Annotated in this window: 18 protein-coding genes; 10 read left to right on the plus strand and 8 right to left on the minus strand. The window is 73.0% G+C overall.

Annotated features, from left to right (window positions below; all coding sequences use genetic code 11):
* Positions 1-7: 7 nt before the first annotated feature.
* The 7 genes from EEW87_RS12580 to EEW87_RS12610 all read left to right on the plus strand — a co-directional run bounded on the left by EEW87_RS12580 (position 8) and on the right by EEW87_RS12610 (position 7957).
* On the plus strand, positions 8-904 hold the full coding sequence (locus EEW87_RS12580) for a branched-chain amino acid ABC transporter permease (protein ID WP_123092718.1): 897 nt from the start codon (positions 8-10) through the stop codon (positions 902-904).
* The gene (locus EEW87_RS12585; RefSeq protein ID WP_123092717.1) at positions 901-1995 is read left to right on the plus strand and encodes a branched-chain amino acid ABC transporter permease; all 1095 of its coding nucleotides are present in this window, start codon (positions 901-903) and stop codon (positions 1993-1995) included. Before EEW87_RS12580 ends, EEW87_RS12585 begins: the two co-directional genes overlap by 4 nt.
* Before the next feature lie 80 nt (positions 1996-2075).
* Entirely contained in the window at positions 2076-3362 is a 1287-nt protein-coding gene (locus EEW87_RS12590) for an ABC transporter substrate-binding protein (protein ID WP_123092716.1), read from the plus strand.
* 12 nt (positions 3363-3374) lie between these two features.
* A complete protein-coding gene (locus EEW87_RS12595; RefSeq protein ID WP_123092715.1) occupies positions 3375-5090 on the plus strand; it encodes a class I adenylate-forming enzyme family protein in 1716 nt (571 codons plus the stop codon).
* Positions 5087-5497, plus strand: a complete 411-nt coding sequence (locus EEW87_RS12600) for a nuclear transport factor 2 family protein (RefSeq protein ID WP_201464652.1) — start codon at positions 5087-5089, stop codon at positions 5495-5497. The genes EEW87_RS12595 and EEW87_RS12600 overlap by 4 nt, the downstream gene beginning before the upstream one ends.
* A gap of 43 nt (positions 5498-5540) precedes the next feature.
* Positions 5541-7040, plus strand: coding sequence for a class I adenylate-forming enzyme family protein (locus EEW87_RS12605; RefSeq protein ID WP_123092714.1), 1500 nt, complete (start codon positions 5541-5543; stop codon positions 7038-7040).
* Positions 7037-7957 (plus strand): NAD(P)H-dependent flavin oxidoreductase, encoded by a 921-nt coding sequence (locus tag EEW87_RS12610; protein ID WP_240341598.1) that lies wholly within the window; start codon positions 7037-7039, stop codon positions 7955-7957. The genes EEW87_RS12605 and EEW87_RS12610 overlap by 4 nt, the downstream gene beginning before the upstream one ends.
* Positions 7958-8074: 117 nt before the next feature.
* Here the strand turns inward: EEW87_RS12610 and EEW87_RS12615 are convergent, their stop codons facing one another.
* The 4 genes from EEW87_RS12615 to EEW87_RS12630 form a co-directional block, all read right to left on the minus strand.
* A complete protein-coding gene (locus EEW87_RS12615; protein ID WP_123092713.1) occupies positions 8075-8923 on the minus strand; it encodes a methyltransferase domain-containing protein in 849 nt (282 codons plus the stop codon).
* Positions 8924-8987: 64 nt separating this feature from the next.
* Positions 8988-9908: an NAD(P)H-hydrate dehydratase gene (locus EEW87_RS12620; protein WP_123092712.1), complete on the minus strand. Its 921-nt coding sequence runs from the start codon at positions 9906-9908 to the stop codon at positions 8988-8990.
* Positions 9901-10680, minus strand: coding sequence for a histidine phosphatase family protein (locus tag EEW87_RS12625; RefSeq protein ID WP_123092711.1), 780 nt, complete (start codon positions 10678-10680; stop codon positions 9901-9903). The genes EEW87_RS12620 and EEW87_RS12625 overlap by 8 nt, the downstream gene beginning before the upstream one ends.
* 60 nt (positions 10681-10740) lie before the next feature.
* Complete coding sequence (locus tag EEW87_RS12630; RefSeq protein WP_123092710.1) at positions 10741-10932, minus strand: hypothetical protein; 192 nt, start codon at positions 10930-10932, stop codon at positions 10741-10743.
* Positions 10933-11033: 101 nt separating this feature from the next.
* On the opposite strand from EEW87_RS12630, the gene EEW87_RS12635 reads away from it, so the two are divergent.
* Positions 11034-11378, plus strand: a complete 345-nt coding sequence (locus EEW87_RS12635; RefSeq protein ID WP_123092709.1) for a TraR/DksA family transcriptional regulator — start codon at positions 11034-11036, stop codon at positions 11376-11378.
* A gap of 46 nt (positions 11379-11424) precedes the next feature.
* Here EEW87_RS12635 and EEW87_RS12640 read toward each other — a convergent pair whose 3' ends face one another.
* Both EEW87_RS12640 and EEW87_RS12645 read right to left on the minus strand, forming a co-directional pair.
* Positions 11425-13119, minus strand: coding sequence for an ABC-F family ATP-binding cassette domain-containing protein (locus tag EEW87_RS12640; RefSeq protein ID WP_123092708.1), 1695 nt, complete (start codon positions 13117-13119; stop codon positions 11425-11427).
* A gap of 206 nt (positions 13120-13325) precedes the next feature.
* A complete protein-coding gene (locus tag EEW87_RS12645) occupies positions 13326-13514 on the minus strand; it encodes a hypothetical protein (RefSeq protein ID WP_123092707.1) in 189 nt (62 codons plus the stop codon).
* An 80-nt stretch (positions 13515-13594) separates the two neighbouring features.
* On the opposite strand from EEW87_RS12645, the gene EEW87_RS12650 reads away from it, so the two are divergent.
* Positions 13595-14464, plus strand: a complete 870-nt coding sequence (locus tag EEW87_RS12650) for an SMP-30/gluconolactonase/LRE family protein (RefSeq protein ID WP_123092706.1) — start codon at positions 13595-13597, stop codon at positions 14462-14464.
* An 83-nt stretch (positions 14465-14547) separates the two neighbouring features.
* Positions 14548-14961 (plus strand): GNAT family N-acetyltransferase, encoded by a 414-nt coding sequence (locus EEW87_RS12655; RefSeq protein ID WP_372456519.1) that lies wholly within the window; start codon positions 14548-14550, stop codon positions 14959-14961.
* A 277-nt stretch (positions 14962-15238) separates the two neighbouring features.
* On the opposite strand, the gene EEW87_RS12660 is transcribed toward EEW87_RS12655, so the two are convergent.
* Together EEW87_RS12660 and EEW87_RS12665 are read right to left on the minus strand one after the other, a co-directional pair.
* Positions 15239-16486, minus strand: a complete 1248-nt coding sequence (locus tag EEW87_RS12660; RefSeq protein WP_123092704.1) for a glucose-1-phosphate adenylyltransferase family protein — start codon at positions 16484-16486, stop codon at positions 15239-15241.
* Positions 16487-16515: 29 nt separating this feature from the next.
* Positions 16516-17769: an amidohydrolase gene (locus EEW87_RS12665; RefSeq protein ID WP_123092703.1), complete on the minus strand. Its 1254-nt coding sequence runs from the start codon at positions 17767-17769 to the stop codon at positions 16516-16518.
* Positions 17770-17776 lie beyond the last annotated feature (7 nt).

Below are 17776 nucleotides of genomic sequence, written 5' to 3' on the forward strand. Positions count from 1 at the left end.
GCCCCGCATGGAACTCTTCCTCGAACGCCTCATCTCCGGACTGACGAACGGCTCGATCTACGCGCTGCTCGCGCTGGCGCTGGTCGTCGTCTTCCGCGGCACCGGCACCCTGAACTTCGCCCAGGGCGAGCTGGCGCTCTTCACCACCTTCGTCGCCTGGTGGCTCACCACCGAGGGCGTCGGCATCTGGGTCGCCATCGCGGCCTCGCTCGCCCTCGGCTTCGTCATCGGCGCGGCGGTCGAGCGCTTCCTCATCCGGCCGGTCCAGCGGCGCAACGACATGGCCGTCCTCATCGTCGCGCTCGGGCTCTTCACCGGCTTCAACTCCCTCGCCGGCCTGCTGTGGGGCAGCGAGACGAAGGTCATGCCGAGCCCCTTCCCCAACGGTCTCGACGACTACGTCTCCGTCGGCGGGGCGCGGCTGTACTTCGACGCGCTCGGCGTGTGGGGCGCGCTGCTCCTCCTCATGCTCCTCATGACGCTGCTCTTCCGCTTCACCAAGCTCGGGCTGCACATGCGGGCGGTCGCCGACAACGCCACCTCGGCCACCCTCGCGGGCGTGCGGACCAGCCGCATCCTCGCCATCGGGTGGGGCCTGTCCGGGGCGATCGGCGCCCTGGCCGGTGTGCTCGTGACACCGCTGGCACCGCAGCAGCTGAGCCTGACGACGATGTTCACGATCTTCATCGCCGCCTCGGCCGCCGCCCTCTTCGGCGGGCTCGACAGCCTCGGCGGGGCGGTCGTCGGTGGGCTCGTCATCGGCGTCCTCGAGGCGATGCTCACCGGCTACGTCTCCTTCATCGGGGGCTCCCTGCAGCAGACCTCGGCGCTGCTCGTCATCGTCGCGATCCTTTTCGTCAAGCCGAACGGCCTGTTCGGGACCAAGAAGCTGGTGAGGGTATGACCGTCCTGCAGGAGTCCGCACCCACTCGTCAGGCACCCCCTGCGGCCCGACGCGGCATCGTCGTCGTCCACGGCTCGCGGCAGCACTGGCTCATGCGCGCGGTGCTCGTCGTGCTCGCCGTCCTCTTCCTCGTGTGGGCGGCCAACCTCGCGCCCTTCCGGGTCGGGCAGATGACGAACGTCTTCGTCATCGCCATCGCCATCGCCGGTCTCAACCTCGTCACCGGGTACACGGGCCTGCTCTCCATCGGGCACTCGGCCTTCTTCGGTCTCGGGGCCTACACGACGGGCATCCTCGTCACCCGCTACGAGCTCGCGCCGCTGGCCACCGTGCCGGTCGCAATCGTGCTCGGCTTCGCCGTCGGGCTCGCGGTCGGCCTGCCGTCCCTGCGGATCAAGGGTCTCTACCTGGCCCTCGTCACCCTCGCGGTCGGCGTGTCCTTCCCCGAGATCGTGCGCCGCGCCGAGGACCTCACCGGCGGCGCGGCCGGGCTCGTCATCCGCTCGCGCTTCCTCGCGCCGCCGGAGTGGACGGGCCTCGTTCGCGCCGAGCGCGGGCTGTGGATGTTCTGGCTCTCCGCCCTCGTCCTCGTCGTCGTCATGGTGCTCGCACGCTCGATCGTGCGCAGCCGCTTCGGGCTGGCCATGCAGGCCGTGCGCGACAACGAGATCGCGGCGGCGGCCAACGGCGTCGACGTCGCCCGCACGAAGATCCTCGTCTTCGGGGTCTCCGGGGCGATCACCGCGCTCGCCGGCGCGCTCTTCGCGCAGTACGTCGGCGCGCTGTCGCCGGACGGGTCCTTCACCCTGCTCAAGTCCATCGAGCTCATCACCGGCCTCGTCCTCGGCGGGGTCGCGACGACCGCCGGCCCGCTCGTCGGAGCCTTCGCCGTCGTCTTCCTGCCCCAGCTCACCGGGTCCTTCTCCACCGGCCCGCTGTCGGGCGTCGTCTTCGGCGTCGTGCTCATCGCGATCGTCTTCCTCATGCCCGAGGGCATCGTCGGCCGCGCCACGATCTGGCTGCGCCGGGTCCTCACGATCCTGCCCGCCGACCACCCCGACGTGACGAGGAGGTCCTCGCCACCCTCCTGACCTCGCCCGCCCCCTTCGCACCGATCACCTCGAGCAGCCCTGTGTCTGGACATCGACACCCTCTGAAGAAGGAACAACCCATGAAGCGACTCATCCCTGTCGTGTCGGCCATGGCGGTCCCCGTCCTGGCACTGGCTGCCTGCGGCGCCGACACCGAGACATCGGGCTCCGACGGCGGCAGCGCGTCCGGCGTCATCAGCGCCGACGACTGCGCCGACCCCGAGGCCGTGACGGCCGAGATCACCGGCGAGCTCAAGGTCGGCTGGACGGCGGCCACCTCGGGGCCGCTCGCCGACGCGGTCGGCAACGTCATCGAGGGCATGGAGGCCCGGTTCGCGGTCGAGAACGAGGCCGGCGGCATCGGCGGCGTCCAGCTCAAGGTCGTCGTCAAGGACGACGCCTTCAACCCCGAGCGGGCCAAGGCCAACGTCGGCGAGCTCATCCAGAAGGAGAAGGTGCACGTCATCGACACCTTCGGCTCCGGGCAGCTCGACGCGATCGCCGACGACCAGAACGACCAGTGCGTCCCGGTCCTCTTCGCCCAGGCGAGCGTCCCGGCCTACCGGGACATCGAGAACTTCCCGTGGACGACCGAGTACCTGCCGTCGGCCGACGTCGAGATGAAGACGGTCGTCGAGGGCCTGAAGAAGGAGTACCCGGACGGCGCCGAGGTGGCGCTCGCCGCCAACCAGACCGAGTCCGGCAAGGGCTACGCCGACGGCTTCAAGAACGCGATCGAGGGCACGGACTTCACGATCGCCGCCGAGGAGCCGCTCACGGACCCGCGCACGGCGGCCTCGGCGCTCAAGGCCACGGACGCGCCGATCCTCGTCGACGCCGGCGTGACGACCGACTGCCTCTCGCTGACCCAGGCGGTCGGGCGTGTCGGCTGGAAGCCCAAGACCTTCATCCAGCCCTCGAACTGCGCCGACGGCGCGACGCTCTACGCACCCGCCGGTGACGCCGCCGACGGCCAGCAGATCCTGCGCTGGCTCAAGGACCCGGCGAGCGACGAGTTCGCCGCCGACGACGCCGTCACCGAGTACCGCGAGCAGGCGGAGGCCAACGGCGCGGACTCGCCCGACAACAGCTACACCGTCAACGGCTGGGCCATCGCCGACCTGATGATCGACAACTTCAAGCGCGCGGCCGAGTCCGACGAGGGTCTCTCGCGCCTGTCGATCATGCAGGCCGCCCGCACCCAGGACTACCAGCCGCCGATGTTCATCGACGGCATCACGTTCCAGATGTCCCCGACCCAGTCCTACGGGATCCTCGCCTTCAAGCCCTACACCTGGGACGCCAAGGCGAAGTCCTTCGAGCCCGCCGGCGAGGTCATCGACATCTCCGACGAGTACGACAAGTAAGAGGGGGACCCGATGGCGATCGCGCGAGGACTGCACCCGGCCGAGAAGGTCGCGGAGTACCAGGCGAAGGGGTGGTGGTCCGACGAGACCGTCGACCAGCTCTTCGCCCGTCAGGTCGCCGATCGGGGCCCCGAGCCCGCGGTCGTCGACCCGGCCAACCGAGAAGGACTGGTCGGGTCGGCGCCGCGGCGCCTCACCTGGGCCGAGCTGGAGGACGAGGTGGTCGCGCTCGCGGCGCGCCTCGACGAGCTCGGCCTGCAGCGCGGTGACGTCCTCGGCGTCCAGCTGCCGAACACCATCGAGCTCGTCGAGGTCTACCTCGCGGCGTGGTCCATCGGCGTCGTGATGTCGCCGCTGCCGATGCAGTACCGCGAGAACGAGATCGTCGGCATGGCCAACCAGGCGCGCTTCGCCGCGGTCGTCACGTGCGCCCGCTTCGGCGGACGGGCGCCCGCAGCGGAGATCCTCGACCTGCGCGACCAGGTGCCCGGGCTCGGCGCGGTCGTCGCCCTCGGCGACGCCTGCGAGCACGCGGACCTGCCGCCGCAGGCCCTCGCCTGGACCCCCGGTCCGGCGACTGCTGAGCAGCGGGCGCGGGTCGAGGCGCGCCGCGCTGCCGACCCCAACGACGCGAACGACTGCCTCACCGTGTGCTGGACCTCCGGCACCGAGAGCGAGCCGAAGGGGGTGCCCCGCGCCCACCTCGAGTGGCTGGCGATCAGCTGGGCCACCGTCGACGCGCCGCGGGTCGTCGCCGAGGACGTGCTCCTCAACCCCTTCCCGATGGTCAACATGGCCGGGATCAACGGCATGTTCCTGCCGTGGCTGCGCACGGGCTGCCTCCTCGTCCAGCACCACCCCTTCGACCTGCCGACCTTCCTGGCGCAGATCGCGACGGAGCGGGTGACCTACACCGTCGCCCCGCCGGCGCTGCTGTGGATGCTCCTGACGAACGAGGAGCTGCTCGCCCGCGCCGACCTCTCGAGCCTCACCCGGCTCGGCTCGGGCTCGGTGCCCCTCCAGCCGGCGATGGTGCGGGGCTGGCAGGAGCGCTTCGGCATCGGGGTCATCAACTTCTTCGGGTCGAACGAGGGGATCGGCCTGCTCTCGAGCGTCGAGGACTTCCCCGACCCCGACGAGCGGGCGCAGTACTTCCCGCGGTACGGCGCCCCGGGCGTCACGTGGTCCTCGCGCGTCTCGCAGTGGGTGCAGGTCCGGCTCGTCGACGCGGCGGGCGAGGAGATCACCGAGCCCGGCGTCCCCGGTGAGCTGCGGATCGGCGGCCCGACGGTCTTCGCCGGGTATCTCGACCCGGAGGGCCGGGCCGACCCCTTCGACGAGCACGGCTACCTGCGCACCGGTGACCTCTTCGAGATCGCGGGCGACCAGGGCCAGTTCCTGCACTACCTCGACCGGGCGAAGGACCTCGTCATCCGCGGTGGGATGAACATCGCGCCCGCCGAGCTCGAGGGCCTCATCGGCGACCACCCGGACGTCGTCGACGTCGCGGTCATCGGCGACCCCGACGAGCTGCTCGGCGAGCGGGTCGCCGCCGTCGTCACCCTGCGCCCCGGTGCGCAGATGACCCTCGACGACCTCGTCACCTATCTCAAGGGCCGCCGCATCGCGTCCTACAAGCTGCCGGAGCGTCTCGTCGTCATGGACGAGCTGCCCCGCAACCCCGTCGGCAAGATCCTCAAGCGCGAGCTGCGGAAGGTGCAGTCATGACCACGAAGACGATGACGGACGACGACAAGATCGCCCTGGCGAAGGAGATGTTCGCCGCCTGGGAGCAGATGGACTGGGCGCGGGTGGTCGACCTCTTCGCCGAGGACGGCGTGCTCCACAGCGTCATGCAGGAGCCGGTCGTCGGCCGGGAGGCGCTCACCGAGCGCATGGCGGTGCTCGGCAGCCGGTGCGAGCGCCTCGAGCTGCGGGTGCGCGCGCTCGGCGTCATCGACGGCCGGGTCTTCGCCGAGCGGGTCGACGACTTCGACTTCGGCGGGCACCACGGCGAGGTGCCGGTCGTCGGGGTCCTCGCGATGGAGGACGGCCGGGTCACGCAGTGGCTCGAGTACTACGACCGCCCGACCCTGCTCGCGGGCATGGGGATGGCGGCCGACTTTGCCCACTGAGCCGACGAAGGTACCCACCTGGGCGTCACCCGTCCTCGCGTCGATGGCGCGCTCCGCAGACCGCGCGGCCTTCCGCACCGCCGACGCGGTGCGCACGCACTCCGAGTCGGTGGCCCGGGTCTCGCGCCTCGCGCACGCGATGGCGGGCTCGGGGATCGGCGATGGGGACAGGGTCGCCCTCGTCGTGGACGCCGGCGCGGACGCCGTCGAGGCCTACCTCGCGGTGGGGCTCACGGGCGCCACCGCGGTGCAGGTCAACGACCGCCTCCAGGTCGCCGAGGTCGGCGAGGTCCTCGACCAGGCGCGACCTCGAGCCGTCGTGTGCACGCCGGAGCAGGCCGACCGCCTGCGTGACGTCGTCACCGGGGGCGGCGCGCAGCTCCTCGGCTGGGGCGGCGGTCACGACCTTGACCTCGAGGAGGCGGCGCGCGTGCCGTCGACCGCCCGGGCGCCGCAGGTCCTCGTCGACCCGTCGAGCGCGGGGGTCGTCGGCTTCACGAGCGGCACGACCGGCCGGCCGAAGGGGGTCGTCCACACCCACCAGGGGCTCGCCCGGATCATCCGGCACATGCCGGCGCACGACGGGCTGCGCTGGGGGAGCCGCTGCGGCTTCACCGGGACCCTCGCCTTCGCCGCCGGCATCTGGGGGGTCGTCCTGCCCCACCTCTACGTCGGCGGGCAGATCTCGTGGATGGCCGGTCTGGCCCCCGACGCGTGGGTCGAGCGGATGGTGCGCGAGCGCACCGGATTCACCTACGTGCCGACCCCGCTCATGGGCGCCTTCGCCGACGAGGTCCGGCGCCGGCCCGAGGTCCTCGAGCACCTCGACGGCGTCCTCCACTCGGGCTCGCTCGCGGCCCGTGAGGCGACGGCCGACCTCGTCGACGCCATCGGCCACCGGTACGTCGAGACGTACGGCATGACCGAGACCGGCGCACCCGTCACCGCGACGGTGCCCGACGACTGGCGCCCCGGGACGGCGGCCGACGACCCCTTCGCCTCTGCCGGTCGTCCCGTGCCGATCGCCGAGGTCTGCGTCCTCGGGCCCGACGGCACCGAGCTCGGGCCGGGCGAGGTGGGCGAGGTCGTCGTGAGCAGCGAGACGCTCTTCGCCGGGTACCTCGACGACCCCGAGCAGACGGCCGAGGCGATGCCCGACGGGCGGCTGCGCACCGGTGATCTCGGCAGCCTCGACGAGGCCGGCTACCTCTACGTCCGGGGCCGGGCGAAGGACATGATCGTCACGGGCGGGATGAACGTCTACCCCGCCGAGGTCGAGCGGGTGCTCGCCCAGGCCGACGGCGTCGTGGACGTCGCGGTGCTCGGGATGCCGGACGAGCGGTGGGGCGAGACCGTCGTCGCCGCGGTCGTCGCGGCGCCAGGGGCCGAGGTCGACCTGCAGGCTCTCGACGTCTTCGTCCGAGCCCGCCTGGCGGGCTACAAGAAGCCCACGCGGGTCGAGGTCGTCGACGCCCTGCCTCGAAACGCGAGCCTCAAGGTGCGCAAGGACGTCCTGCGCCAGCAGCTCGAGGGCGCCCGGTGACCGCCTGGCTGGACCGGCTGCGCGTGCCCGTCGTGGCCGCGCCGATGTTCCTCGTGTCCGGGCCCGAGCTCGTCGTCGCGACGAGCCGGGCCGGCGCGCTCGGCGCCTTCCCCGCCCCGAACTGCCGCACCCTCGACGAGCTGGACCGCTGGATGGGCACGATCGGCGACGCTCTCGACGACCAGCCGTGGGCGCTCAACCTCGTCACCCATCGCACCAACGCCCGGCTGCCCGACGACCTGCGCCTCGTGGCGCAGCACCGGCCGCCCGTCGTCATCACCGCTCTCGGCTCGCCCGCCCCGGTCGTCGATACGGTGCACGCCTACGGCGGCACGGTCGTCGCCGACGTCGTCTCGATGGGCCTGGCGCGCAAGGCCGTCGCGGCCGGGGTCGACGGGCTGGCGTGCGTCTCGGCCGGTGCGGGCGGGCACACGGGCTCGCTGTCCCCCTTCGCCTTCGTCTCGGCGGTGCGCCAATCCTTCGACGGCCTCGTCGTCGTCGGCGGGGGCATCGCCGACGGCGCGGGCGTGGCCGGGGCGGTCGCCGCGGGGGCCGATCTCGTCTCGATGGGCACCCGCTTCCTCGCGACCCGCGAGAGCATGGCCGTGCCCGACTACAAGCAGATGGTCGTCGACCACGGTCTCGACGACCTCGTCGTCAGCGACGGGGTGACCGGCACGCCGGCGTCGTGGCTGCGCCCGAGCCTCGTCGCGCACGGTCTCGACCCGGACCACCTCGTGCACGATGGCGGGCGACGCTACGACGCGACCCAGGCCCCGGCGTCGCGGTGGAAGGACATCTGGGCCGCGGGCCAGGGCATCGGCGCCGTCACCGACGTCGAGCCGGCCGCGCAGGTCGTCGCCCAGCTCGAGCGGGAGTACCGCCAGGCGGTCGCCCGGCTCGCCGCCCGGGTCTGAGCGGCCGCAGCGGCGGCCTGACGTCGATCCGTGCACCTGGCACGCGACATGCCCCGTGCCAGGTGCAGACATCGCCGTCAGGTCTGCCGACGGGGGGGAGAGCCCCCAGGTCCGCTGTCAGCCCGGTCGACGGCCCATTACGGCGAACATCGTCACGGCGACGAAGGCGTCGCCCCGCTGCGCGCTCGCCTCAACCCCGGAGACGAGGCGGGCGGCCTCGTCGGCGGTGATCACCCCGTCGTCCTGCGCGCTCTCGACGGTGCGACCGAGCGGACCGCCGCCGAGGAGCGCCTCCGGCGGCAGCACGAGGGCCGAGGAGCCGATGTCGTCGTCGACCTCAAGCCCTGCGGTGCGCAGCTGCGCACGGAGGTGACGACCGGCGAAGGGGTTCGGCCACTGCGTGCGCCACCCCCACTCCTGCACCCGGCGCATGATCTCGGGCTCGTCGGTGACCGTGACGAAGGTGCCCCAGTCGGAGTCGACGACCACGGCGCGGCCACCCGGCCGCAGGACACGCGCGATCTCGTCGGCCGCCGCCTGCGGGTCCTCCAGGTGCTGGAAGACCCGCTCGCAGCGCACGGCGTCGACGCTGCCGTCGGCGAAGGGGAGGTCGCTCGCCGACGCAAGCGACCACCGCGCGCTCGAGTGCGACGGCGTGCGGTCGGCGGCCACCTCGAGCAGGCGCGGGTTGGTGTCGACACCGGTCGCCCGTCCGCTGTCGCCGACCCGCAGCGCCATCCGGCGCACCTCGCTGCCGGTGCCGCAGCCGACGTCGACCGCGCTCTCGCCGTCGGCGAGCTCGAGCCGGTCGAGGGTCCAGTCGCGCAGCCGCTGGACGGCGGGGGAGAGCTCCTGGAGGTCGAGCACCCGCACGAGGGCGGCGACGTCGTCCTCGCTGAGGTCGCCCGCCCGGGACTCCTTGAAGGCCCCGCGGGTCGTGCGCGGGTAGCCCGCGTCGCTCGTCATGCGTCGACGATCCTCCGCGGGCCCCGGCGTCGTCAACGGACGTGGCCAGCGGGACCAGAGGTCGTCAGTCGCCCCGCAGGGTGCGCAGCACGAGAGGTAGCTCGGAGGGGATCTCGCCGGCCAGGTAGCCCACCCGGCCCAGCCGCATGGCGAGGGTGTCGCCGGCCGCGGCGTGGACCGACTTCGCCCAGACGAGCGCCTGCACGAGGCCGGCGCCTCGGCTGAGCAGCCCGAGCGCGGCACCCGCGCAGACGTCGCCGCTGCCGGAGGTCGCCAGACCGGTGTCGCCGGTCGTCATCCGCCACAGAGAGCCGTCTGCGGAGGCGACCCAGTCACCGCAGCCGACGACGGCGTCGTAGCGCCGGGCCGCCTCGACGGTCGCCTCGGCCACGTCGTCGTCCTCGACCTCGTCGCGGTCGAGGAGGTGGGCGAGCTCGCCGGGGTTGGGGGTCGCGACGAGACGCCCACGAAGGGAGCCCCGGACGTCGTCGTCGAGGTCGGGCAGGACCGTGAGCCCGAAGGCGTCGAGGAGCACGGGGGCGTCCGGGGCGAGGGTCGGCACGACCTCGGCGACGAGCCGGGCCGATCCCTCGGGGTCGTCGAGACCGGGCCCGACGAGCACGGCGTCGGCCCGGCCGGTCTCGCGCTCGAGAGCCGCCCCGGCGCCGGTGCCGGTCACCGCGCCCGACGCGGACTGCGCGAGCGCGGTGACGCCGGACTCCGGCACGGCTACGGCCAGGTGAGGGGCCACCCCTTCGGCCACCCCGAGGTGCAGCTTGCCGGCACCCATCCGCAGCGCCGAGACCCCGGCGAGGAGGACCGCCCCGGGGGTCGAGCAGGAGCCGCCGACGACCACCGCCTGGCCGCGGCCGTACTTCGAGCCGGTGGGCTCGGGCAGCGGCCACCGCCGCAGGACGTCGGGTGTCACGAGTCGGGGGTCGGCGAGGGTCCCGCCGCTGACCTCGTCGGGGATCTGCTCAGGCATCAACGTCCTCGCTCTGCTCGTCGCGGGAGCCGCCGCCGACCTCGTCGGACGCACCGGGCTGGTCGGTGACCTCGACCCCTTCGCGCCGGAGGTGGTCGTCGAGGTTGTAGTCGGTGACCGCCCACCCGGTGGGGGAGGAGGGGTCGCGCACGAGGCGGCAGATGGCGGCGTTGCGAAGGGGGTTCGAGCGCGACCGCTCGAGGACGGCCTCCTCGTCGAGCCCCTCGGCGACGTAGCAGAAGAGCAGCACGACGACGTCGTGCGCCGTCACGAGGGCGACCTCGTGCCCCTCGACCGCGGCGAGCTCGGCGAGCACCGCGCGGACCCGTCCGGCGACGTCCGCCCAGGACTCGCCACCTGGCGGTCGGTAGTAGAACTTGCCGATCCAGGCCCGGCGCTCGGCCTCCTCCGGGTACTTCTTGGTGATCCCGTCGGCGGTGAGCATGTCGGTGATGCCCATGTCGCGGTCGCGCAGCCGCTCGTCGACCCGCAGGTGGAGGTCGACGTCCGCCTCGCGAAGGGCGATCTCGCCGGTCTGGCGTGCCCGGCGGTAGGGGCTGGACCACACGACCCCCGGCTGGTCGGCCTCGGCGAGCTCGCCGAGCCACCGACCGACCGCAGCGGCCTGCTCACGGCCCGTCGCGGAGAGCTCGACGTCGGGGTCGCGGGCCGGGACGTCGATGCGCTCGAGGCCGTCGCGCTGGGCGAGCTCGGCGGCGACGTTGCCCTCGGACTGGCCGTGGCGGACGAGGATGACCTGCTGCAGTGGCATCCGTCCACCCTAGGGACCGGGGCAGGGGCGGGGACTCACCCCGATGAGGGGTACGCGAGGTCAGCGGCGGCGCAGCTCGGCGACGAGCTGACGCTCGCGGCGGCGCAGGGTGGCCCGACGGCGGTGATCTGCGGGATCGGTGGACCGCGGCTGCACCGTGCGCTCGGCCTCCTCAACCTGCCCCAGCTCGAAGAGCAGCTCGCGGACGGTGCGGTCCGCGTCCGGCTTCATCGGGATCTCGATCGTGCTCATGGTCGCTCCTCAGGTCGGGGTGCAGCCACAGTGTCGCTGCTGGCTGCGCGTCGGCTGTCGATAGGAGGTGGGCTGTCTGTGAGCGGTGGCAGCATGGCCGCATGGATGGTGCGAGAGAGCGGCTCGACGCCGAGCAGGCCGAGGCCCGGCGCCGGCTGGCGGCGCTGACCGGCGACTTCGACATGGTCGTCGACGCCTCGCGCGACTCGAACGCCGACGACGAGCACGACCCCGAGGGGGCGACCATCGCCTTCGAGCGGGCGCAGGTCTCCTCGCTCATCCGGCAGACGCAGGAGCACCTCGACGAGATCGACGCAGCCCTGCGTCGTCTCGACGGCGGTGGCTACGGCACGTGCGAGCGGTGCGGCGAGCCGATCGGCGAGGCTCGGCTCGAGGCCAAGCCGACCGCGCGGCTGTGCATCCGGTGCGCCTCGGCCCGCCGCTGACGGGAGCTCGGTCCCCCTTCGCCCTGCGGCCTGGCAGCTCGCCGGGTCAGCGGGAGCGGGCCACCCGCCCCTCGTCCCACACCGGCTCGTCCGACTCGTAGACCCGGCCGTCCGCGCCGAAGACGAGGAAGCGGTCGAAGCGGCGCGCGAACCACCGGTCGTGGGTCACCGCGAGCACCGTCCCCTCGAAGCGGTCGAGCCCCTCCTCGAGCGCCTCGGCCGAGTGCAGGTCGAGGTTGTCGGTGGGCTCGTCGAGCAGGAGCATCGTCGCGCCGCTCAGCTCGAGCAGGAGGATCTGCATCCGCGCCTGCTGCCCGCCGGACAACGACGCGAAGGTCTGCTCGGACGCCCGCGCCAGCCCGTAGCGGTCGAGGGCGCGTGCCGCCTGCTCTCGGCCCATGCCCGCCCGGTGCTCGTCGCCGCGGTGCAGGATCTCCAGCAGCGTGCGACTGAGCAGCTCGGGGTGCTGGTGGGTCTGGGCGAACCACCCCGGCCGCACCCGCGACCCGAGCCGCACGACCCCGCTGTGCGCGACGGGCTCAGGGCGCACGTCACCGACCGGCTGGTGCTCGACGTCGGGATCGGACCCGCCCGAGGCGAGCAGCCGCAGGAAGTGGCTCTTGCCCGAGCCGTTCGACCCGAGCACCGCCACCCGCTCGCCGTACCAGAGCTCGAGGTCGAAGGGCCGCATGAGACCGGTGAGCTCGAGCCCCTCGGCGACGACGGCACGCTTCGCGGTCCGGCCGCCCGTCAGCCGCATCTTCACGTCCTGGACGTACGGCGTCGCCTCGGGCGGGCCCTCGTCCTCGAAGCGGCGCAGCCTCGTGCGCGCCGCCTGGTAGCGCGCAGCCATGTCGGAGTTGTACGCAGCCTTCTGCTTGTACATCTGCACGAGGGCCTTGAGCTTCGCGTGCTCCTCGTCCCATCGCAGCCGCAGCTCCTCGAGCCGCGCCATCCGCTCGGCGCGCGCCTGGTGATAGGTCGCGAAGCGGCCGGCGTGCACCCACGCGACGCTGCCCGCCGCGGTCGGCTCGAGGGTGGCGACCCGCGTCGCGACCTGCCCGAGCAGCTCGCGGTCGTGGGTGACGATGAGCACCGTCTTCGGCGAGGTCTGCAGCTGCTCCTCGAGCCAGCGCTTCGCGGGCACGTCGAGGTAGTTGTCGGGCTCGTCGAGCAGGAGCACCTCGTCGGGCCCGCGCAGGAGCGCCTCGAGGACGAGCCTCTTCTGCTCGCCGCCGGACAGGGTCGACACGTCGCGCCACTGCGCCCGCTCGAAGGGCATCCCGAGCGCCCCCGTCGTGCAGACGTCCCAGAGCACCTCCCACTCGTAGCCCTCGGCGTCGGCCCAGTCGACGAGCGCCTGCGCGTAGGCCATCTGGGCGGGCTCGTCGTCGCGCTCCATCATCGCCAGCTCGGACTCGTCGATCGCCCGCGCGGCCTCACGAACGGCGGGCGGCGCGACGCTGACGAGCAGGTCGCGCACGCTCGTCTGTTCGTCGTCGCCGCGCCCGACGACGCCGACGTGCTGCGCCATGACGCCGAGCCCGCCGGTGCGGGTGATCGCCCCGTCGTGGGCGTCGAGCTCGCCGGAGATGATCCGTAGCAGGGTGGTCTTGCCGGTGCCGTTCGGCCCGACGAGCGCGACCTTCGCCCCTTCGCCCACCCGCAGGCTCACGTCGCCGAGGAGCGGTCTGCCGTCGGGCAGGGAGTACCGGATGCTGCTGACGTCGACGTGGCCCACGGGCAGGAGTCTGGTCGAGCCGGCCGGCGGAGTCACCCGGGTTTCGGGCGACGGTTGAGTCGCCCCCCTTCGGCGTCCCCCGTCGCGACCCCGATCTGACAAAACCCTGCTGGCAGCCCTTCGACGAGCCAGCAGGGTCTCGAAGGGGTCCTGGCACATCAAGACCCAGCCAGCAGGGTTTTGGACCAGGGGGGGCGAAGGGGGAGTCAGCGGCGCGAGAGCTCGGTCTCGGCCCGCTCGACGTCCTGCTGCGAGCGGTCGTCGTCGACGTCGAGGACACCGGTGAGGAGCAGGACGACGACGACGAGGGCGCCGAGCAGGCCGATGCCACGCATCGCCCACGCGAAGGCGCGGGCCGTCGGGGCGTGCTGGTCATGGGCGACGAAGGTCGTCATGGGCCTCCTGCCGAGGTGTCCGGAGAGGTCACCGCAGCGATTCCCTTCCGCGAAGGGCCCCCTGGTGCGAGGCTGCGGCCATGACGACGACGTCCTTGGTGGTCCGTGACGGTCTCGACTTCGGAGAGGGTCCGCGCTGGCGGGGTGGTCTGCTGTGGTTCAGCGACTTCTACCGGCACGCGGTGTACACCTTCGACCCGGAGACGGGTGACGAGACGAAGGTGGTCGACGTGCCCGGGCAGCCCTCCGGGCTGGGCTGGTTGCCCGACGGGCGGATGCTCGTCGTGTCGATGACCGACCACCGGGTGCTGCGTCTCGAGCCCGACGGCAGCCTTGTCGAGCACGCCGACATCTCGCAGCACTGCGGCTTCCACGCCAACGACATGGTCGTCGACGACCAGGGCCGCGCCTACGTGGGCAACTTCGGCTACGACCTGCACGCCGACATGGACGAGCGCGACGTCGAGACGATCCTCGCCGACGAGCAGGCCGGGCTGACGAACCTCGTCCGGGTTGACCCCGACGGCACGGTGAGCGTCGCCGCGCCGGATGTGCGCTTCCCCAACGGCATGGTGCTGCTCGACGGCGGCCGGACCCTCGTCCTCGCCGAGACCCTGCGCCTGCAGCTCACGGCCTTCACCGTCCAGCCCGACGGCTCGCTCACGAACCGCCGCGTCTGGGCCTCGACCGCCCCCCAGATGGTCGCCCCCGACGGCATCGCGGCCGACCCCGACGGCGGGATCTGGGTGGCGGCGGCGCTCGGCGCGGCCGTCGTGCGCTATGCCGAGGGCGGCGAGGTCACCGGCACCGTCCAGACCACGCAGAACGCCTTCGCCTGCGCCGTCGGCGGCCCCGACGGCCGCACCCTCTACGCGATGACCGCTCCCGGCAGCGAGCCCGTGCACGTCGACGGCCGCAGCGTCGGCAAGATCGAGGCGGCGACGCTCTGAGCGAAGGGGGAGAGAGCCCGGCACCCGGCCCGGCGGACCTCGAGGTCCGCCGGGCGGGTCCCTCCGACGCGGGCACCGTCGGGCTGCTCCTCTTCGACTTCAACACCGAGTTTGTCACGCCGACGCCGGCCGCCGCGGTCCTCGCGGCACGCTTCGAGCGGCTGCTCGAGCGCGAGGACGTCGTCGTGCTGCTCGCGCGGGAGGGCGGCGAGGACATCGGCTTCGCCTACCTCACCTACCGGCCGACCCCGTACGGCGACGGCCCGCTCGTCCAGCTCGAGGAGCTCTACGTCCGGCCGGCGCTGCGCGACGAAGGGGTGGGTGCGGCCCTCCTGGGTCGCGCCCTCGACGACGCCGTCGCCGTCGGGGCCGTCGAGCTCGACATCAACGTCGACGCCGTCGACATCGACACCCGCCGCTTCTACGAGCGGTGGGGCTTCTCCTGCGTCGACCCCGGCACCGGCGACCTCATGCTCTGCTACATCCGCGAGCTGTAGAGGGGAAGTGGTCTCGAGGCTCGGGCGCCGAGCGCCAGCGAGCCCCGACAGGGAGCCGGCGGGGTCGAGTGAGCGCAACTCGCCGCTACGTCGCGGGCGTAGCGGCGTTTCGCGCTCACTCGGTCGCGAAGGCGGGAGCGGCGACCAGGTGACCGCGACCAACGACCTCGGTGTTGAGGTGCGACGAAGGAGCTTCGAAGCCACCCTCGGCACCTTGGTCATCGTCCCGGGTGGTCTCGCCCGGCACGATGCCCTCGCACCTCGACCAGCGAAGACGTCAGGCGGTGGTGCCGGGCTCGAGGCGGGCGCCCGGCTCGAGGACGACCCCCTTCGCCACGTGCGACTCACGACCGACGAGCACGACGGCGGAGTCCGAGGGCGGCCAGCGCTTCGGCTGGGCCCCGACCTGCGCGTCCTCGCCGACCCGGCACGAGTCGTCGACGACCGCGGCGAAGACCTGCGCGCCGGACGCGACCCGGACCCGGTGCATGAGCACCGAGTCCTCGACGACCGCCCCCGCCTCGACGACGCAGCCCGGTCCGACGACGCTGCGCCGCACCGTGCCGTGCACGTGCGACCCGGGGCTGATCATCGAGTCCTCGACGACGCTGCCCGCGTGCATCATCGGCGGCGGCATCTCGGGCGACCGGGTGAGGATCGGCCACGAGGGGTCGTCGAAGACGTCGACCCGACCACGCAGCAGCTCGCGGTGCGCGGCGAGGTAGGCGGAGGGGCGGCCGAGGTCGCGCCAGTAGCCCGTGAGCGCGTACGCGTGGGTCTTGCCGCCGTCGACGAGCCGCGGGAGCAGGCGGTCGGGGAAGTCGCCGATCCCCTCCGTGAGCCCTGGGTCGGCCTGCGCCCGTTCGTGCCGGATCGCGTCGAGCGTGCGCAGCAGCACCGGCACGTCGTAGACGAAGACCTCGGCGGCGATCGTCGTGTGCGGCGGGGCGGTGGGCTTGTCGGTCAGCCCCTGCACGACGCCGTCCCGGTCGACGTCGACGACCGTCTTGTGCTTGGCCTGCGCGAGCGGCACCTCGACGGTGACGATCGTGGCCTCGGACCCGCGCTCGAGGTGCTGGGCGACGACGGCCCGCATGTCGAGGCGGTAGACCTGGTCGGCGCTCGTCACGACGACGACCTCGGCACCCGCCTCACGCAGCTGGGCACCCATCTTCAGCAGGTCGTCGGCGTTGCCGGCGCTGAAGCCCTCGGACCCGCTGGCCTGCCCTTCCTCCGGCACGAGCCGCCGGTAGCCGCCGCGGGTGCGGTCGAGGTCCCAGGGCCGCCCACCGGCGAGGTGGCGGTCGAGCGAGGACGCCTCGTACTGCACCGAGACCCACACGTCGGAGATGCCGCTGTTGCCGAAGTTGCTCAGCGCGAAGTCGACGAGCTGGTAGCTGCCGGCGAAGGGGAGCGCGGGCTTGGCGCGCTCGCGCGTGAGGACGTCCATGCGGGAGCCCTGACCACCCGCCTGGACGACCCCGACGATCTTCGGGACGCGGGAGAGGGGGACGACGCTCGACATGCGGCTCAACCTAGTCGCGCGGACCGCCGTCACACGGCGGGTGGCTCCCCCTTCGCCAGCCACGACATCGCCGCGGCGACGAGGGTGCTCACCCCGGTGTCGAGGGTGGGCTGGACGACGGGGGCGAAGGCCGGCGAGTGGTTGACCGGCAGCTCGCCGAGGCGGCCCTCCTCCTGCGCCCGGCGGTAGACCTCGGGGTCGGTGCCCCCGATGCCCCAGTACGTGTAGGGCACCCCGAGCGCGGTGGGGACGTCGCTGAAGTCCTCGCTCGCCGACTGCAACGGCAGCTCGACGACCGCGTCGCCGAAGACCGCCGCGAAGGCCTCGTGGACGCGCTGCGTCGTGCCGGCGTCGTTGTCGGTCAGGGGGTAGCTCTGGTAGCGCTCGACGTCCGCCGGGTGCGGGGTGCCGGCCGCTGCGCAGATGCCCTGGACGACCCGGTCGATCCCGTCGAGGACGACCTGACGGGTGTCGTCGTCGTAGGTGCGGATGTTGATGAGCAGCTCGGCGGTGTCGGGGATGATGTTCGCCGTCGTGCCGGCCCGGATCGACCCGACGGTGAGCACCGCCGGCTCGGTCGGCGCGACGTCGCGCGAGACGACCTGCTGCAGGGCGACGACCGCGGTCGCGGCGACGACGACCGGGTCGACGGCGACGTGGGGCATCGACCCGTGGGCGCCGCGCCCGTGGATCGTCACCCGCAGGCTGTCGGCGGCGCTGAGCACCGGGCCGGACCGGGTGCCGACGTGGCCCGCCGGGGCGACGAGGACGTGCTGCCCGAGCGCGACGTCGGGCGAAGGGATGAGATCGGCCAGCCCGTCGTCGACCATCCGCTGCGCCCCGTCGCCGTGCTCCTCGCCCGGCTGGAAGAGCGCGACGAGCGTGCCCGACCAGTGCTGCGACCCCTCGGCGAGCAGGTGGGCCGCCCCGAGGAGCGCGGTGACGTGCACGTCGTGCCCGCAGGCGTGCATCACCGGCTCGCCGTCGGCAGACGTCGCCGTGCTCGCGTAGTCGAGACCGGTCGACTCGAGCACCGGGAGCGCGTCCATGTCGGCCCGGAGCAGGACGACGGGGCCCTCGCCGTCCGCGAGGACCCCGACGACGCCGGTGCCGCCGACCCCTTCGTGCACCTCGAAGCCGTCGGCCCGCAGCCGCTGCGCGACGAGCCCGGCGGTGCGGTGCTCCTCGTGGGAGAGCTCGGGATGGGCGTGCAGGTCGCGGTAGAGCTCTTCGAGCTCGGTGCGGACGGTGGCGAGGGGCTCGAGGACGCTCTGCACGCTCATGCCCCAT

The sequence above is a fragment of the Janibacter melonis genome, assembly GCF_003721155.3.
Classification (GTDB): Bacteria; Actinomycetota; Actinomycetes; order Actinomycetales; family Dermatophilaceae; genus Marihabitans; species Marihabitans melonis.

What these genes read in the sequence shown, in the direction of transcription:
- EEW87_RS12580 (WP_123092718.1), top strand. Translation starts at nt 8, where the DNA reads ATGGAACTCTTCCTCGAACGCCTCATCTCCGGACTGACGAACGGCTCG.
- EEW87_RS12585 (WP_123092717.1), top strand. Translation starts at nt 901, where the DNA reads ATGACCGTCCTGCAGGAGTCCGCACCCACTCGTCAGGCACCCCCTGCG.
- EEW87_RS12590 (WP_123092716.1), top strand. Translation starts at nt 2,076, where the DNA reads ATGAAGCGACTCATCCCTGTCGTGTCGGCCATGGCGGTCCCCGTCCTG.
- EEW87_RS12595 (WP_123092715.1), top strand. Translation starts at nt 3,375, where the DNA reads ATGGCGATCGCGCGAGGACTGCACCCGGCCGAGAAGGTCGCGGAGTAC.
- EEW87_RS12600 (WP_201464652.1), top strand. Translation starts at nt 5,087, where the DNA reads ATGACCACGAAGACGATGACGGACGACGACAAGATCGCCCTGGCGAAG.
- EEW87_RS12605 (WP_123092714.1), top strand. Translation starts at nt 5,541, where the DNA reads ATGGCGCGCTCCGCAGACCGCGCGGCCTTCCGCACCGCCGACGCGGTG.
- EEW87_RS12615 (WP_123092713.1), bottom strand. Translation starts at nt 8,923, where the DNA reads ATGACGAGCGACGCGGGCTACCCGCGCACGACCCGCGGGGCCTTCAAG.
- EEW87_RS12620 (WP_123092712.1), bottom strand. Translation starts at nt 9,908, where the DNA reads ATGCCTGAGCAGATCCCCGACGAGGTCAGCGGCGGGACCCTCGCCGAC.
- EEW87_RS12625 (WP_123092711.1), bottom strand. Translation starts at nt 10,680, where the DNA reads ATGCCACTGCAGCAGGTCATCCTCGTCCGCCACGGCCAGTCCGAGGGC.
- EEW87_RS12630 (WP_123092710.1), bottom strand. Translation starts at nt 10,932, where the DNA reads ATGAGCACGATCGAGATCCCGATGAAGCCGGACGCGGACCGCACCGTC.
- EEW87_RS12635 (WP_123092709.1), top strand. Translation starts at nt 11,034, where the DNA reads ATGGATGGTGCGAGAGAGCGGCTCGACGCCGAGCAGGCCGAGGCCCGG.
- EEW87_RS12645 (WP_123092707.1), bottom strand. Translation starts at nt 13,514, where the DNA reads ATGACGACCTTCGTCGCCCATGACCAGCACGCCCCGACGGCCCGCGCC.
- EEW87_RS12650 (WP_123092706.1), top strand. Translation starts at nt 13,595, where the DNA reads ATGACGACGACGTCCTTGGTGGTCCGTGACGGTCTCGACTTCGGAGAG.
- EEW87_RS12660 (WP_123092704.1), bottom strand. Translation starts at nt 16,486, where the DNA reads ATGTCGAGCGTCGTCCCCCTCTCCCGCGTCCCGAAGATCGTCGGGGTC.
- EEW87_RS12665 (WP_123092703.1), bottom strand. Translation starts at nt 17,769, where the DNA reads ATGAGCGTGCAGAGCGTCCTCGAGCCCCTCGCCACCGTCCGCACCGAG.